The organism is Bacillus suaedaesalsae, assembly GCF_016890225.1.
Lineage (GTDB): Bacteria > Bacillota > Bacilli > Bacillales > SA4 > Bacillus_BS > Bacillus_BS suaedaesalsae.
The window spans coordinates 25,539-43,205 of the sequence record NZ_JAFELM010000036.1; the positions used below are offsets into that span (position 1 = coordinate 25,539).

The window sequence follows — 17,667 nt, forward strand, 5'->3', positions numbered from 1 at the left end:
CGGCTTCACTACCTTTAGTTTTCAATTAAAGTGTTGTAATACTTTGGTTTGAGTCCTCTTATTTCTGAAATATCATCTTTTTTATACTTGACTAATGCGGTATAGTTTTCTTCGTTATTTCCAAACAAATCACCATCAGTCATATACTGAAGTGATAGTTTAATCTTCTCTCGGTTCGTGACTTTCTTTGTATCCGGATCTTTTTTAATTAATTCCTCTATTTGTTCTTGAGACAATGTATACATCTTATCTCCTTCTAAAAGATCACTTCTAGTTAATAGAATATAATCAATTTCATCCTCTGATAGAATGGCATCTTCATATTTCCCGTTTTCTTTTAACCAGTTAATGATCGTAGTATAAGAAGAACGAATAGAATGGTGAGATTCATACTCTACTGCATATTGACCATTAGTTTCTTTCTTTGTTAACTTAATCATCATTTCACTAACATGTCCTTGTCCATATCTCGTCTCCTCAAAAGATTCCTTTAAAATATCTTGTTTTAAAAGTGAAAGTATTTCTTCTATTTCAGATTCATCCGAAATAGTTACACTTTCGTCACCAGGACCTCTATGTGAAAATGTGATCTTTTCGACATCTTTTCCTTCAAGCTGCAATGCTCTATAGTACACATTCTTATACTCGTCAGATTCATAGATCGGCCTTAAATATGCTTCATATTCCTCTGTAAGTGGGATTGAATATTCACGTATTACCTTTTTCCCATTCTTTAATTCATAAGCGAAAAATGAACTTGTGTACCATTTATTTTTACTTTGTTTATGTTCATCTTGAAGCAAGCGTTCGTGAAGCTTCTTAATATTATCTATATTGTTTTCTTCGTAAAAGAACTGTGTTGGACCTTCTTCAGAGTAGTAATAAAATTGATCTGTGTCACTGTAAAACACACGTTCAATCTCACTTGTAGCCGGAATACGTTTTTCAAAACCAACAACATCTGTGATAACAAACACAAACAGTCCCACTGCAAAAATCGCATAAATCATCATACCTTTTAATCTGATGTTCCCAAGAATTCTCCATGTCTTCTGAAGAACCATTTCTGCGACTACATAACCAATTACTGACCCAACAATGTAACCAAATATACTCCAACCTATGCTGCCATCCATTACAGTAAAGTAAAAACCCCCTAGAAGCATGGAGAAGAAAGTAACACCATATTTAAATATTGGTTTTAAAAATTGAAAGGCAATAGGATTTGAAACAACTTCTAATTTCCTAGCTTTATAGATGAATAATGACATCACTGCGAGGGCAATTGTCATGACCGTATAAATAATACCTTCCATCATTTTAAATGGAATTTGATACAGGAAGAATACTCTCGTTAATGGTGATAATCTCTCTAATTGATGATTAATCATATAATCTGCTTTATATCCGTATAATAATAAATCTAAATTCATCGAAACTAATACCGTTATACCAATTAAAAAGAGTAAGAATATATAAGACAATACACCTTGAACCATAGAGTTACCAGTGAGCATCCCAATAAAGATTGTTGAAAAGTAGATAAATAGATTCATAAGCATCATGATACCTAACCAAACAAAAACAGATTGGAGATCAAACAACAATTGCATATCCATTAATGGGTATAAAATCGCAACAATTAATCCATTTATGATTACAGGAAGTGAAACTAGCAGAATCCCTACTGTCATGAAGTTTACATATAATGTTTTTCGTTTGATCGGTAAGCTATGATATAAATCCGATGATGATTTCACTTGAAGAAATCGTAAAATAAAGATCGAAACGAGAACTGGAATGATGATTGTTAGCGCTGCTGGTAGTTCAGTAAATTGATAGAAACTATGATTTTCTAGATATAATTCATTTTTGAATTCATTCGTGCTAATCATGATTAAATTGATTGGTAATACAAAAAATAGCGCAACCGTATAAATGATTCCAATCCAGCCTGCTACTCTAAATCCTTGTAGCAAAATTTGTTTATTAAACCAAGATGTTTTGGATTGCATACCCTTGATCCCCCATTTCATATATAAAGATCTCTTCTAAGGTAAGTGGAAGTATATCGAAAATGATGGGATTATGCTTCTTAAGTTGGCTTACAATCTCGTTTTCTTTCCCTCGAATAATTAATAGTGATACACTTCCACGTTCTTCTTTATAAAGAATATCCATATCTTTATATTTGTTTTCTTCATTGTTATTGAATGCAATTTGTACTTTGTGGATATCAGACTTCAAATCGTCTAAATCCTTTTGAAGAAGTAACGTTCCCTTATGTAAAATTCCTATATGGTCACAAATGTCCTCCACTTCTCGTAAGTTGTGTGAGGATACGATAATTGTCATGTTTCGTTCCGCTACATCTTGAATCATTAAGTTTTTCACTTTACGTCTCATGACTGGATCTAATCCATCAAATGGCTCATCTAAAATTAAGATTTTTGGCATTGTCGATAACGCCAGCCAGAACGCAACTTGTCTTTTCATTCCTTTGGAGAACTTATGAACTTTTTTATTGGGATCTAGTTGGAAAACATCCTTTAGCTTTTGAAATCTTTCTTCAGACCAATTACTATACACACTGCTATAAAATTTAGCCATTTGGTTCACTGTATATTGAGAAAAGAAATAAGGTGAATCAGGGAGGAAAAATAGTGTATCCTTTACCTTTTCATTTTCAAAGACTGGTTCGTTGTTGATTGTCATAACTCCGCTATCTTGTAGTAAAATTCCGGATAGTATTCGAAGTAATGTCGTTTTTCCTGCTCCGTTTGAACCAAGTAACCCATAGATAGATCCTTCTGCTATTGAAAGATTTACATTTTGAACCGCTTCTAGGTCTTCAAATCCTTTAGTAAGATGTTGAACATTAATCATTTGTGTCCCCCTCCTTCACAGAGTCTGAAACTTTTGTGAATATCCCCATTAAATCCTCTCTCGTAATTCCTAAATAAATAGCTTCAGTTAATAGCTTTGATAGTTCTTGTTTTACCTTTTCAAGTTTTTCATTATTAATAATATTAGTTGCTTCACTCACAAAACTACCCTTTCCAGGTATTGAATAAATATAACCTTCACGCTCTAGTTCTCTATATGCCTTTTGAATCGTGTTTGGATTAATCGTTAATTGCTGTGCTAATGTTCTAACCGACGGTAGCTGTTCATCAACCTTTAAGATATTGTTCATAATTAGCTCCTTTAATTTTTCTACTAGCTGCTCATAAATGGGCTGTCTACTTCTAATGTCTAACTCAAACATGTCAACCCTCCCTGTACCGTTCTAACTGTACTATTTGTGTTACTACAGTTAATATATAATATATTTCTCATTTTGAGAATAGTTTTTCTTGATATTTCCAAAAAAAATTTAAATAGCTGTTTATGATTTTGAGAGTTGGAGGAATTTATCCACTATTCGAAGGGGAGTAGACTTCATATGAAAAAACACCGGTCCATTGGCCGGTGTTCAGATCGAGCTTAGCTCGTGATATAAATATTCCACTGATTGAAAAGCAAAGATTTGCTTAACTACTTCTCCATTTCTCAAAATCGTTAAGCAAGGTACACTTTGGATCTCCAGTTTGGTTGATAGTTCTGGTGAATAATTTAAATTAACCTTCTTAAAGCTTATTGTTGGCAATAATTCTTTCACCACTTGCAGCATTCGTTCTCCCAATTTACAAGTTCCACAAATGGGAGTATAGAAAAACACTGCTACTACTCCTTGTTTTGCATGCTCAAATTCCTTCGCCGACCATTCCTCCATTTTACGTTGTCACTCCTATAAAAATTGGGCATGAACATCTATATTTGCACTAAGCAGCACGATGGCAATATGTTGTTCTGGTGCTGTCGCCACTTCCCGATACATTTTATCTATATACAAATGCTCTGCTTCCGGAAACTCCCGACGAAACTGTTTTCGAAGCTTTTCCCCTGAGTCATCAGAGTCCACTAATATATAAACATCCTTATTAAAGAGGCTTTCAATCATTTCGTCCAATTTACTGACACTTATTGTTCCATTTGTACAAATGATTTCAACACTTTCATTGATAATCTTTTCTACTTTTTTCTTATCAGACTTTCCTTCGACAATGATTACCTTTTCAATTTCCTCTTGATTCATAACCGCATCACCTATGTTAGTTATATAGAGAAATGGAACACTCTCCTATTGTTAATGTATTCACTGAATGTGCAAAAAGACAGTGGATATTCCCACTGTCTTAACACCAGCCATTCTCTTCATCACAATCGGTATATTTCTGATCGGCACTCGTCGTTACGTCTGCATAGTGAAATATTTTATTGTTTTCATGTTCATAGCCAGAATTTAATTCATATTCATTGCCTTGATTCGTAAAAAGCATTCTACCAATCGGTTGCTCTTCTACGTACAAATCCATTTGGTTATTGTTTAACTTCCCAACCACTCGATCTGTGATATCAAGCTTTTTTTGTTCAAGCATTATAAAACACTCCTCACACCGTTATATATAGTATAGAGTGTCCATAACGAAAAAATTAATTAATCCTGATTAATCATTTCTTCATATTTTTCTGCTGATAATAAGTTCTCAACTTCTGAGTTGTCAGAAAGTTCCACAACAATCATCCATGCTTTTTCATATGGAGATTCGTTTACGAATTCTGGGTTACCATCTAGATCTTCGTTAATTTCAACAACTTTACCACTAATAGGAGCGTATAGTTCAGAAACTGTTTTTACAGACTCTACACTTCCAAATGGTTCGTTTACTGTAATTTCGTCGCCTACCTCTGGTAGTTCTACAAACACGATATCCCCTAGTTCTGATTGGGCGAAGTCAGTAATCCCGATACGTGCTACATTTCCTTCAACCTTTACCCATTCATGCTCTTCTGAGTAACGTAATTCTTTAGGTGTGTTCATTCCTATCCCTCCAAGATTATGTAAAATTAAAAGTGCTTTTTTCGTTAACGGAAAAAGCCTATAGAAAAACGGTGGTAATTACCATCGTTTTATCTTCTTATTTACCCCAAACTTCTTCAAATTGCTTTTCGTTAAATCCGAGTGTTACAGTTTTACCATCTGTCACGATTGGTCGTTTTACTAGCATTCCGTCAGATGCAAGAATTTCTAGAAGCTCATCCTCGGAAGCGGTTGCAATTTTATCCTTTAACCCTAGTTCACGATACTTCATTCCACTTGTGTTAAAGAATTTCTTAAGTTCAAGTCCACTTGTTTTATACAAGTTTGTCAATACTTCTTTTGAAGGATTTTCGTCAACAATATGTACTTCTTTTAGCGTAATATTGTGATCTTCTAACCACTTCTTTGCCTTACGACAGGTACTGCATTTTGGATACCAATAAAATGTTACAGACATTTCCTTCACCACCAACATATAGGATACACATTAAGTTGTATTTTATCATACAAACAGTCGTTTTCCTATTTTCGAAATGCACATATAGTTTATTCGACTTTTTTTAATAGAGTCCTTCTTTTTAAGTAGAACTTACTTATTTTTTATACAAAATACTCTGTTCAGCAGTAATGTCGATTTCCGTGGAAGGTACTCGCTTTCCACTACAAGAAACAAAAATAACATTGTACCTTAACTTTAACTTTAACACAGCCACACAAAAGTTAAGAAGCTGCATTAAGTAGCAGCTTCTTATCCTTTGTATATTAAACAGTAAACTTTTCTGCTTCAATGATGCTAGCAGCGATTTCACGCTTCTTCGCAATAACATTGATTGGAGTATGACGAGTAAATTTCTTTAATGCAGAAAGCATCATACGTAATGTATCGCCTTGCTCTGTTGCAATAAGTGTTTCTTTTGCATGAGCTTCGATGCGGTTGAACGCTTCTTGACAGAATACTTGAGTGTAAAGAACTTTTTGCTTGTTCTTTTCAAGACCTGTTTTGTTAATTGCTTTTTCAGTACGAAGTAAAGCTGATTCCATTGCGAATACATCGTTGATAATATCTGCAATGTTAACTAAAATTTCTTGTTCTTTTTCTAGTTTTGCACCGAATTTTTGAGCTGCTAAACCAGCAAGTAATAGACCAATTTTCTTCGCATTACGAACTAAGTACTTTTCTTGCTCTAGTACTTCTTCGCCTACTTCTTCTGGCATTAACATCATTAATTCTTCTTGCAGTGCCATTGCTTTTTGGAATAAAGGTAATTCACCCTTCATTGCTTTACGAACGAATGTACCAGGCACTAATAAACGGTTAATTTCGTTTGTTCCTTCAAAGATACGGTTAATACGTGAATCACGGTACGCTCTTTCTACTTCATATTCTTGCATGAAGCCATATCCACCATGAATTTGTACACCTTCGTCAGCGATATAATCAAGTGTTTCTGAACCAAAAACTTTATTTAATGAACATTCAATTGCATATTCAGCTACAGAAGCTGCTACTGCACGACCGTCTTTTACTTCTTCATCCGTCAGCTTTGAGAATCTTTCTTCAAAAAGTCCTACTGTACGGTAAACAGAGCTTTCCATTGCATATAACATTGTAGACATATTTGCCAGCTTTTCTTGAATTAAAGAGAAGCTTGAAATAGGTGTCTTGAATTGTTGACGTTGGTTCGCATACTGAGCAGAAACTTCAAGAATGCGCTTAGATCCACCAATTGTACCAACAGCAAGCTTGTAACGACCGATGTTTAAGATGTTGAATGCAATTACGTGACCTTTACCAAGTTCACCAAGCAGGTTTTCCTTTGGTACTAGTGCATCCTCAAGAATTAATGTACGAGTTGAAGAGCCTTTAATACCCATTTTCTTTTCTTCAGGACCCGTTGATACTCCTGGGAATTCCTTTTCTACAATAAATGCAGAGAAATGCTCGCCATCAACCTTTGCGTATACAACGAATACGTCAGCAAAGCCTGAGTTTGTAATCCATTGCTTTTCACCATTAATTACGTAGTGAGTGCCTTCTGCATTTAATTTAGCAGTAGCTTTTGCACCTAATGCATCCGAACCTGAACCTGGCTCTGTTAATGCGTACGCAGCAATTTTCTCACCTGTCGCTAAGTCTGGTAAATACTTATGCTTTTGCTCTTCGTTACCGAATAATACGATTGGTAATGAACCAATTCCTACGTGAGCACCATATGAAAGCGAGAAGCTTCCTGCACGTGCAAACTTTTCTGTAATAACAGCTGAACTGATCTTATCAAGTCCAAGTCCGCCATATTCTTCAGGAACGTCTGCGCCAAGCAGTCCTAGTTCACCAGCTTGCTTTAAAAGCTTTACAGACTTATCAAATTGATGGTTTTCAATATCCTCTAAATGAGGTAATACATCGTTTACTACAAAGTCTTCTGTCGTTTTTGCAATCATTTTATGCTCTTCAGTGAAATCTTCTGGAGTAAACACACGATTTGCATCTACTTCTTCAATTAAAAAGCTACCACCTTTAATTAGTTCTTCAGTCGTTTTAGACATGGTAAAACCTCCCTAAGTTTGTTTTTAATAAACAATGATGTTGATTTCCATGGAAGGCACTCGCTTTCTGTGGGTGGATTCGTGAGCCTCCTCGGCGTCACCGCCTGCATGAGTCTCCCTTATCCAATGCTCCCGCAGGAGTCTCGCACCTTCCACTCCAATCAACAGACTGCAAGAAATCCTGTATTGTACTTTAAAACTGTTTTATAGTAATTCGAATACACCAGCAGCACCCATTCCGCCACCGATACACATAGTTACAACACCGTACTTCACGTCACGTCTTCTCATTTCATGAATTAATGAAAGAGTTAATTTAGCACCAGAGCAACCTAGTGGATGTCCTAATGCGATAGCTCCACCATTTACATTCACAATATCTTCGTTTAAACCTAGCTCACGAATAACCGCAATCGATTGGGAAGCAAATGCTTCGTTTAACTCAAACAAACCAATGTCTGATAGTTCCAGTCCTGCAAGCTTTAATGCTTTTGGAATCGCTGCAATTGGTCCAATACCCATTACTTCCGGTGGTACACCCGCTACTGCGTATGCATGGAACTTGGCTAATGGCTGCAAACCTTCTGCTAGAGCTTTTTCCTTATCCATTAATAAAACTGCTGCTGCTCCATCACTCATTTGTGATGAGTTCCCAGCTGTTACACTACCTTTTACATTAAATGCAGGTCGTAATTTCCCTAGAACTTCAGTTGTTGTTTCCACGCGTACACCTTCGTCTTGTGAGAAGGTAAAAGTCTTTTGAGTTGGCTTGTTCTTTGCATTAACCCCATTGATTACGACTTCAACTGGAACGATCTCATCTTCAAATCTACCTTCCGCAATTGCTTTGGCAGCACGTTGATGACTTCTAACTGCGAATGCATCTTGTTCCTCGCGTGTAACTGCATATTGCTGGGCTACTTGCTCAGCTGTATGACCCATTCCCATATAATATTCTGGAGCGCTTTCTACAAGCTTTACATTAGGTCGAACATTGTGTCCTACCATTGGAACCATACTCATTGATTCCACGCCACCAGCTAAAATTGTATCAGCATGGCCCAACATAATTTTTTCTGCACCATAAGCGATACTTTGTAAACCTGAAGAGCAATAACGGTTGATTGTAATTGCCGGTACGTTTGACGGCAGACCCGCTAATCCTCCGATATTTCTCGCCATGTTCAGTCCTTGCTCTGCCTCTGGCATTGCACAACCAATAATTAAATCATCGATAGTTCCTTCATAGTTGTTTGCTCGTTTAAGCGTTTCTTTTACAACAAGTGCACCTAAATCATCTGGGCGTACATTTGCAAGTGATCCACGTTTTGCTTTACCCACTGGAGTTCTTGCACCTGCAACGATAACTGCTTCTCTCACAAAACTCCCCCCGTTTCATTAAAAGTTGAAGCGACTCGTTCAGCACCGAATATCAAATGTTCTCGCGACATAAAGGCGCTTTTTGCCTTTATATCGTGAGGTTATTTGACTCGAGGTAGGATGAAATTGCAAAGATCCTCGCAATTTCATCTTTGCTAGTCGCTGAAACTAGATATAACCAGCTTGAAACATTCCCTCTAGTAATCTATTAAATTAGTTACGTAATGGTTTTCCTTTTAATAGCATGTGCTGCATACGTTGCTGTGATTTCGGTTCAGCAACTAAGCTTAAGAATGCTTCTCTTTCTAGGTCTAGTAAGTATTGCTCATCTACTTCAGTACCGAATGGAACTCTACCACCAGCTAATACGAACGCTAGCTTTTGAGCAATCTTTTTGTCATGCTCTGAAATATAGCCAGAATATAACATAGACTCAATACCTAATAATAATGTCGCATAACCTGTTTCCCCAACTACTGGTACCTTCTTACGCTTTGGAGCTTGGTAGCCTTTGTCTGCTAATGCCAGAACTGCACGTTTTGCATCATGTAACAGGTGATCTGCATTTACGCTGATTCCATCTGTTCTTGATAAGAAGTTATTTGTTCTAGCTTCTTCAGCTGAAGTTGAAACCTTCGCCATTGCTATCGTTTCAAATACATGGTTTGTAATCTTTTGAAGGTCCTTTTCAACTCCGTTAGGCAGACCATTTAGATGACGGATATAAAGTTCTTTGTTTCCGCCTCCTCCTGGAATTAAACCTACACCTACTTCAACTAATCCCATGTACGACTCACTTGAGGCTTGAATGTGAGCAGCTGGTAAACAAACCTCAGATCCTCCACCCAGTGTCATGCCAAATGGTGCTGCAACGACTGGTTTTGGGCTGTATTTAACATTCATCATCGTTTGTTGGAATTGACGAACAACCATATCAAGCTCGAAGAAATTATCATCTTGTGCTTCCATTAAAATCATTGCAAGGTTTGCACCTACACAGAAGTTTTTACCTTGGTTACCGATAACAAGTCCTTTATAATTGCGATCTACTTCTTCAATCGCGTAGTTAATCATTTGTGTGATATCTGGTCCAATCGCATTGTTAGGCGAGTGGAATTCTAATGCTGCGACACCATCACCTAAATCTATTAAACTTGCACCACTATTTTTCTTGATTACACCATTTTTCTCTTTTAATCCTTTAAGGTTAATTACTTTAGGATTAACTTTTGTTGCTTCGTAACTACCATTTGATACAAATAATGTTTCGAAGTTTTCTTTTTTATAGAAAGATGTTTGGCCGTTATTTAGCATTTCTAGTACCCAAGATGGTACTTCAATACCTTCAGCCTGCATCTTCTTCACAGAATCTTCTAACCCAATGCTATCCCATAGTTCAAACGGACCTTGGTTCCATCCGAATCCCCACTTCATCGCGTTGTCAATCGCAACGATATCATCGGCAATTACACCAGCTAGTTCAGCAGAGTATACAAGTACTGGGCTGAAAATGTTCCATAGCAATTGGCCAGCACGATCATTTGCATACACAATCGCTTTTAGCTTGTCAGCACCTTTTGCTTGCTTCGCCAAGTCGATAGATGGAGCTGACAGCTTCTTTCTCGCCTCATACTCAAGTGTTTCAGGATTTAGTTCAAGAATTTCTTTTCCTTGCTTTAAGAAAAATCCTTGGCCAGACTTACTACCTAACCAGCCTTTTTCAAGCATAGACTTCATAAATGCAGGTACTTCGAATACTTCCTTCTCAGCACCTTCCACTTGCTCATAAACGTTGTTAGCAACGTGAACAAATGTATCTAAACCAACTACATCTAACGTTCTGAATGTTGCACTCTTAGGTCTGCCAATTAAAGGACCTGTTACAGAATCAACTTCTCCAACACTATATCCACCCTTTAGCATCTCTCTTACCGTTACAAGCAAGCCGTATGTACCGATACGGTTTGCAATGAAGTTAGGTGTATCTTTCGCTTCAACAACACCTTTTCCAAGTACATCCTCACCGAACGATTTCATGAATGATAAAACTTCAGGATTTGTATCCTTTGTCGGGATTACTTCAAGAAGCTTTAAATAGCGCGGTGGGTTAAAAAAGTGAGTTCCAAGGAAGTTTTTGCGGAAGTCTTCTGAACGACCTTCTGCCATTGCTTCAATGGAAATACCAGAAGTATTTGAACTTACAATTGCTCCAGGCTTTTTCACTTCATCAACTTTAGCGAAAACTTGCTTTTTCACGGCTAAGTTTTCAACAACTACTTCTATAATCCAATCAACGTCCTTAAGACGTGCTAAATCATCTTCTAAATTTCCTGCTTCAATAAGAGATAAATTTTCTTTTGAAGTTAACGGAGCTGGCTTTTGCTTTAACAGCTTTTGAAGTGCTGTTTGGCTAAAACGGTTACGGACTACCTTATCTTCAAGTGTAAGCCCTTTCTTTTCTTCGTCTTTTGTAAGTTCTCTAGGAACAATATCTAGTAATAATGATGGAATGCCGATGTTGGCTAAGTGTGCAGCAATGCCAGAACCCATAACTCCAGATCCTAATACTGCTACTTTTCGGATGCTTCGACTCAACCGTAATCTCCCCTTTCATTTTTTGAATGAATACTCATTCATTTTTTATTCAAAAAAATTTAGAACCTCTCCATAAATTTACTATAAATCATTTTATTAATTTTCGCAATATTAAAGTAACACTAAAATCTGCGTGTACCTTTATGAATTTTGTCATCATTCGTAAAAACGTAGGACACGATAATGAATGGAGGTGATATTATGGCTAAGCATAAAAAGAACCCTTCTAAGGCAGGGGTTAGTGCAGCAAGTGTTAAAGGAGATGCAGGTCCATCTGTTTCTTCTGACTTCGGCGGAAAAACACAAAGCACGAACCAACAGTATAAAAAGCAAAACATGGGACATTAATCAAACGTTTGTTTAGTGTGAAAAAACGTTGACTATCATGAGTTTTAGTCAACGTTTTTATCAATACATTGGAATAATGAATAGGATTGGTACTGCTGTTACATGCAGTTCTCATTTTTTTCGGCGATTATTCTTTTTATCATATCAAATACCTCTAATTCGGCGAAAATCAGGATTATTTCGACGAAAACTAAACACTATTCGGCGAAAGTTGAACTCTTTCCGGCGAACCTCATTATCAATTCGGCGAATTTATTTCTTTTCAAACTTCTTTGCACTTTTCCGGCGATTCCCACAACAAAAAAACTCAGAGGACACAACCCTCTGAGTTTATTCCCACTTATGTGCCGTAATTCTCTTCGGTGATACGGCAAACAGTTCATCCTCAATATTCAGAACCCTCATAATTTGGTTTTCCCAGTTTTCATATTGAACGCCTTCGTGTTCATGTGTGATTTTTTGTTGTAGCTGGAAGCCTTTTTCTAGATCAATACTGTACCCGTATATTCCCTGGAATTTAAACAGTTGTTCATATTCCGATCCCTGTTTGTCTTCATAAATGGTAATCGGGAACGCAAAGATGTTTTTCTTCTTATTAAATAGTAACGCCTTATGATCATGATTTAACGGTGAGTATGTTCCACTTCCTCCAATGACCTCGGTAAACTTTTCTTTTGGATTTAATGGGTCGGTAACATCAAATAAAGAAATTTTTACCCCATCCGTCATAATGCGAGGTTGAGAGGCTCCTTTATCTTTGATGACCTTTGTATTTTGACCGAATCCAATTAGATGCTTCTCATCATAAGGATGCAAGTAGTTACTGAAGCCAGGTATCTTTAGCTCACCTAGCACTGTCGGCTTCCTCGGATTACTTACATCTAGTACAAATAATGGATCCGTTTCTTTAAACGTGACAATATATGCTTTGTCCCCCATAAAGCGAACTGAATAGATTCGTTCACCTCTTGCTAAATCCTCGACACTTCCCACTTGCCCAAGCTTCGAATCTAATACAAATAAATGATTAGCAGAAGGTTGTTTTTCGTCCCACGTATCCCCTTTTGTTGTTGCGATACGGAAATACCCTTCATGCTCATCCATTGAAAATTGATTTAGCAGCCTTCCTGGTACAGTACCGGTTGCAAGAAATTCAACTTGTAGATCGTTAATAGCGAATTTATATATATCTGTGTCTTCAATTGGAACATGAATTTCTCTTTTGTTGTTGTTTTCTTGATATTCATACCTAGTAACAGTTATATATAGACTGTCTTTTGTCATATAAACTTCCTGTCCACTTCCTAAATACGTAGTTATGGTAGCTTCTTTCTCAGGTTCATTTATATCAAAGCTGGCAATTATTGAGAAACTAGCTTGTTTCGATTCCGGGAAATAACGAATATCTTTGAACTCTACATACTTCGGCTCATCTGTCGAACTGGAATCTTTGTATCTTGGTCGAAGATCTATATCTTTTCTTTGCTCCATGATCCAGTAATCCGGGTAATGATGATTAATCACATACACCTTTGAGCCAATTTTTCTTGATGTCATATAATTTCCTTCTATTTCAACTGATTTGATCTCTTTTGGATGGTTTTTATCGGTCACATCAAACACTAGTATTTTTGTTTGCTGGTTCATCGGCATGATCATCTTATGTGAAGCTGAGGAATTCGGGTTTACCGGCTCCTGAAACTCAGTATAAGAATGCCCCATTACGACAAGCTTATTGTCATCAATATAGAGCTGAAACGGCTGGAAATCTTTAAATGGAATCGTCGCAACTGTTTCGATATTTGTACTTGGGACTACCTTTGTAATTTTTAATTTCCCATCAATTGCTTGGTAAATGTAAGTTCCATCTGTTTTGACGATATCAGCTTCGTCTACTCCTTGTACCTGAACGTTTGTGTCCGTAAACTCATTAGCGCCGGCAGAACTTTTTTCAGCACCTGCCATATCACCTGCTGAACTTGATTCTTCCATAATACCATCAGATTTTATCGTTCTTTCTAATTGCTTCTGACTTTTTATTAGACCTTGAAAATAAGCTGTAAGTTGTTCCTTTGATTCAATGACTGGCAAATCCTTTGTTGCCGTAAATTCAATACGTTTATCTGATTTGATTGTATTACCATTCGTTGCTTTTATATCTGATTCAACATGCAGAGTATACGATTTCATATTAGGGTCGTAACCATCTGTTGGAGGGTAAATGAAAATTGTTTTTTTATTCTCACTAAGTTCTACCTTTAGATTAAGTTTGTCACCATTACTGTCTTTCACATAAATGTTATCGCTAGTAATCGTAGCTTTGTCCATTTCTTTTGTAAATTCAACTTTCCACACCTTGTCAGAAAGCACGAGCATTCCTTCTGAATTTGTTGTTACGCTATTAACTACTTGTGGATTTCGATCAACAATTGCTCTCTGAACTGTAAAACCGACCACAATCATGAAAATACTTATAAATAGGATTACATATTTGTTCATAATGACCTCCCTTTTATAGAAATAGACGGTTGTATTCCTTAAAGGTTACAACCTTTATGTAATATGGTCCTTATAATATTTGTTGTTACTATCATTGGGTTGATTTTTTACTGTTTCTTGTTTATGTTTTACCTCCTATTTTCAATTGGTAAACAAAAAAACTACCGAGACAGATACCTCGGTAGTTCCACTAACTTATTTACCAAATACACCTTTTAAAACAAAAGCTACGTTAGCAGGACGTTCTGCTAATCTTCTCATGAAGTATCCGTACCAGTCTGTTCCGTATGGTACGTACACTCTCATTGTGAAGCCTTCTTTTACTAGCTCAAGATGTCTTTCTGGACGAATTCCGTATAGCATTTGGAATTCAAATTGGCTGTTTGGAATGTTTAATTCTTTTACAACTTCTTTCGTGTATTCGATCATTGCATCGTCATGAGTGGCAACTGCTGTGTAGTTGCCGTTTTCAAGATGCATTCTAATAATTTTTTTGAAGTTTTCATCTACATCCTTTTTCTCAGGGAATGCAACTTCTGGAGATTCCTTGTATGCTCCCTTTACAAGACGCAGGTTCGGTTTAAATTGGTTTAAATCTTCCACATCGTCCGCTACGCGGTATAAATAAGCTTGTAATACTGTTCCAATGTTGTCATATTCACTACGTAGTTGTTTGAAGATGTCAATCGTTTTTCCGCAACGAGAATAGTCTTCCATGTCGATTGTTACAAAGACATTATTTTCTTTCGCAGCTTCTAAAATACGACGCATGTTTCTCATCACAACTTCATCAGAGATGTCTAATCCCATTGATGTCATTTTTAATGATAGTTGTGAATTTAATCCTTCACGTCCAATTGCTTTAATTGCTTCAATTGAGCCGTCTGCCATTTCATTTGCTTCCGCCTCAGTATCAACAAACTCACCTAAATAGTCAATTGTAACGGCTAGTCCCTTTTTATTAAGGTCTTTAATTACATTAACGGCAAGATTAATCGTTTCTCCAGCTACGAATCTACCTGCACCAAACTTAAGTCCATATTTTCTAGCTAGTTTCGTAAAAGTTTTATTTTTAGATAACCATAGAAAAAAGTTACGCATAAGTTGTTCCATCTTCATTCCTCCTGAAAACGCATACATGATATTGAAATATATAAATATGAAGTATTTAAACCATGATTATTTTATCATCTTTCAATCTAGTTGAATATGAAAATATTTACCTTTTGTCGATTTAGTACAAATTTTGTCGTAATCCTTATTAAATATGAGAAAAATAGCATAGTTGTTTTGAGAAAGTTCAGTAAATATAGGCCATTTTCCTAGTCTAATAGAATAAACATTGGTATTATTAGGAAAAGAGACAGAGAGATAAGGGGGGAGTTACTATGAGGATGATCCTTAATTTCATATTAACAATCTTTGGATTTTTATTAATTAGTGCACTTCCTGCATTAATTTTTTCAGAAGAGAGAATTGGAATTTTTATAAAGCAATACGGTCAAACGATGTATTTTACATTGCAAAACTTATTTCAGCCTGACAAGTGGCAGTTTTTAGGTTCACAGTCATTTGGAGCACAAAAAGTATATCCTTTATTTCCGATGTTGTGGGAACGTTATTTGTATTCAATGACGGTTTTTGCAGTTTCACTAGTCATTGCAATTGCTGTTGCTTATGTATTTATGATTATCGTACATATTGTCCCAAAAAAGATGAAGAGTGTGTTAGTTTCCATCTCTTCTGTTATTGAAGCTTTGCCTGACGCGTTTATTATTGTGAGTATTCAACTCCTGATCATTGGGATTTTCAAAAAGACAAATGTTCTCATTGCTCAAATTGCAGTCTTTAACAGCGATATTTATGCCGTTCCTATTTTTTGCTTATCGATTATCCCAACCTTTTTACTTTTCAAAACGATTTTATTTTTAATCGATGAAGAGAAATCAAAGCTATATATCGACTTAGCGCGGGTGAAAGGCTTATCTGGATTAAAAATTCTACTTGTACATACATTCCGTAATGTATTGTACAGTTTATTTTACCGTGCAAAATTAATCTTCGCATTCATGTTATCGAATTTATTTATTATTGAAGTTATTTTTAATATGAATGGAGCTATGCAATTTTTACTCTCTGCAAGAGGTGCCGAATTTATCGTGGGGGCTACTTTAATCTTTACACCATTCTTCATTTTCTTCTCATTAGCGGAAAAGGTGATGCTGCAGCAAACTGGGGAAAGTAGGGATATTGCATGATTATGTATTTCTTAAGAAAACCAAAGTTTATTGTTTCATTCCTATTTGTTACTATACTTTTAACAGCAAGCTTTCTGTATGAACCCTTTTTTGGAGATAAAGAATGGCCAACTGGAGTTATGTATGATGAACAAAATAACGTAATTGGTGCTCCTCCCTTCACCCCATTGGAATATCCTCCAATGGGATCAGATCGTTTCGGAATGCCATTGCTCGCTCAAGTTATACAAGGAGCAAAATATACCGTTATTACAGCATTTGTAATTAGTACTCTTCAGGTATTAATTGCGTTTATTCTTTCAATTTTCTATACACAATTACCGAGATTTCTTAGACGTACCTTCGAAGGCATTGTAGAATCAAGTCTTTTTATTCCTGCTTCGATCATTGCGTATATTATTTTGTTTCCGCTACAATTCTATATTGATCCGAATCTTTCGAGCGAAAACTTTTACAAGCTATTTATCGTCCAAGTTATAATTTTAACATTATTAGGGATCCCTCAGCTTGTTACGCTGTTCTCAAAAGAAATACAAAGAGAATTGCAACAAGAGTATATCCTGGCTTCAAGAACATTAGGTGCAAAAGGATTGAACTTATATCGAAAACACATTTTACCGTTTATGCTACCTAGACTCATTTTACAATTTTCACAACGGACCGTTGAAATCTTAATCTTATTTGTTCACCTTGGCTTCTTGGCAGTGTTTTTAGGTGGGTATGTAATGAAGGAAGTGTTTGATGGTGAATTCCAAGCGTTTAGCTTATCTTACGAATGGGCTGGAGAAATTGGTAAGCATTTTAGAAGTCTATCCATCACACCTTGGCAAATTTATTCACCATTACTTCTATTTGCCCTAACCGTTTTATCGTTCAATATGATCGCTAAATCGATTCAAGAATTTATAAACGCTGTGGACTTACGAAGAGATACGAAGAAGAAAAAATTCGTAAAGAACACACACAATGATACGAAAAGCACTGAGAACCCTTTTAAGTTAATTAAGAAGAGTGCGAACTTTTAAGCATAAAACCCGATAAAAATCGGGTTTTTTGTTTGCATTAATATGAAATTATAGCAAAATCAAAGATGCATGTCTGTATAGTGATAGTGTT

The 17,667-nt window shown here is 36.2% G+C and carries 16 protein-coding genes; 3 read left to right on the forward strand and 13 right to left on the reverse strand.

Annotated features, from left to right (window positions below; genetic code table 11):
- Positions 1-14: 14 nt before the first annotated feature.
- The 11 genes from JR050_RS14550 to JR050_RS14600 all read right to left on the reverse strand — a co-directional run bounded on the left by JR050_RS14550 (position 15) and on the right by JR050_RS14600 (position 11,446).
- Positions 15-2,015 carry a DUF6449 domain-containing protein gene (locus tag JR050_RS14550; protein WP_204204230.1) on the reverse strand — a complete coding sequence of 667 codons (2,001 nt, stop codon included), beginning with the start codon at positions 2,013-2,015 and terminating at the stop codon, positions 15-17.
- Entirely contained in the window at positions 1,990-2,886 is an 897-nt protein-coding gene (locus JR050_RS14555; RefSeq protein WP_204204231.1) for an ABC transporter ATP-binding protein, read from the reverse strand. The genes JR050_RS14550 and JR050_RS14555 overlap by 26 nt, the downstream gene beginning before the upstream one ends.
- Positions 2,879-3,268: a GntR family transcriptional regulator gene (locus tag JR050_RS14560; RefSeq protein WP_204204232.1), complete on the reverse strand. Its 390-nt coding sequence runs from the start codon at positions 3,266-3,268 to the stop codon at positions 2,879-2,881. Before JR050_RS14560 ends, JR050_RS14555 begins: the two co-directional genes overlap by 8 nt.
- A 207-nt stretch (positions 3,269-3,475) precedes the next feature.
- Complete coding sequence (locus JR050_RS14565; protein ID WP_204204233.1) at positions 3,476-3,775, reverse strand: thioredoxin family protein; 300 nt, start codon at positions 3,773-3,775, stop codon at positions 3,476-3,478.
- Between the two features lie 15 nt (positions 3,776-3,790).
- Positions 3,791-4,138 carry a toprim domain-containing protein gene (locus JR050_RS14570; protein WP_204204234.1) on the reverse strand — a complete coding sequence of 116 codons (348 nt, stop codon included), beginning with the start codon at positions 4,136-4,138 and terminating at the stop codon, positions 3,791-3,793.
- A gap of 100 nt (positions 4,139-4,238) precedes the next feature.
- The gene (locus JR050_RS14575) at positions 4,239-4,481 is read right to left on the reverse strand and encodes a YusG family protein (RefSeq protein ID WP_204204235.1); all 243 of its coding nucleotides are present in this window, start codon (positions 4,479-4,481) and stop codon (positions 4,239-4,241) included.
- Positions 4,482-4,540: 59 nt separating this feature from the next.
- Complete coding sequence (gene gcvH, locus JR050_RS14580) at positions 4,541-4,924, reverse strand: glycine cleavage system protein GcvH (RefSeq protein WP_204204236.1); 384 nt, start codon at positions 4,922-4,924, stop codon at positions 4,541-4,543.
- A 97-nt stretch (positions 4,925-5,021) separates the two neighbouring features.
- Positions 5,022-5,381, reverse strand: coding sequence for an arsenate reductase family protein (locus tag JR050_RS14585; RefSeq protein ID WP_204204237.1), 360 nt, complete (start codon positions 5,379-5,381; stop codon positions 5,022-5,024).
- Positions 5,382-5,686: 305 nt separating this feature from the next.
- On the reverse strand, positions 5,687-7,471 hold the full coding sequence (locus JR050_RS14590) for an acyl-CoA dehydrogenase family protein (protein WP_204204238.1): 1,785 nt from the start codon (positions 7,469-7,471) through the stop codon (positions 5,687-5,689).
- A gap of 204 nt (positions 7,472-7,675) precedes the next feature.
- The gene (locus JR050_RS14595) at positions 7,676-8,851 is read right to left on the reverse strand and encodes an acetyl-CoA C-acetyltransferase (protein WP_204204239.1); all 1,176 of its coding nucleotides are present in this window, start codon (positions 8,849-8,851) and stop codon (positions 7,676-7,678) included.
- A 213-nt stretch (positions 8,852-9,064) separates the two neighbouring features.
- The gene (locus JR050_RS14600) at positions 9,065-11,446 is read right to left on the reverse strand and encodes a 3-hydroxyacyl-CoA dehydrogenase/enoyl-CoA hydratase family protein (protein WP_204204240.1); all 2,382 of its coding nucleotides are present in this window, start codon (positions 11,444-11,446) and stop codon (positions 9,065-9,067) included.
- A gap of 201 nt (positions 11,447-11,647) precedes the next feature.
- Between JR050_RS14600 and JR050_RS14605 the strand changes: the two genes are divergently transcribed.
- Positions 11,648-11,794 (forward strand): YuzL family protein, encoded by a 147-nt coding sequence (locus tag JR050_RS14605; RefSeq protein ID WP_149220943.1) that lies wholly within the window; start codon positions 11,648-11,650, stop codon positions 11,792-11,794.
- A gap of 330 nt (positions 11,795-12,124) precedes the next feature.
- Here JR050_RS14605 and JR050_RS14610 read toward each other — a convergent pair whose 3' ends face one another.
- Complete coding sequence (locus JR050_RS14610; RefSeq protein ID WP_204204241.1) at positions 12,125-14,293, reverse strand: beta-propeller domain-containing protein; 2,169 nt, start codon at positions 14,291-14,293, stop codon at positions 12,125-12,127.
- Positions 14,294-14,488: 195 nt separating this feature from the next.
- Positions 14,489-15,406: a proline dehydrogenase family protein gene (locus JR050_RS14615; protein ID WP_204204242.1), complete on the reverse strand. Its 918-nt coding sequence runs from the start codon at positions 15,404-15,406 to the stop codon at positions 14,489-14,491.
- A gap of 275 nt (positions 15,407-15,681) precedes the next feature.
- On the opposite strand from JR050_RS14615, the gene JR050_RS14620 reads away from it, so the two are divergent.
- Positions 15,682-16,551, forward strand: coding sequence for an ABC transporter permease family protein (locus tag JR050_RS14620; RefSeq protein WP_204204243.1), 870 nt, complete (start codon positions 15,682-15,684; stop codon positions 16,549-16,551).
- Positions 16,548-17,576 (forward strand): ABC transporter permease subunit, encoded by a 1,029-nt coding sequence (locus tag JR050_RS14625; RefSeq protein ID WP_204204244.1) that lies wholly within the window; start codon positions 16,548-16,550, stop codon positions 17,574-17,576. The genes JR050_RS14620 and JR050_RS14625 overlap by 4 nt, the downstream gene beginning before the upstream one ends.
- Positions 17,577-17,667 lie beyond the last annotated feature (91 nt).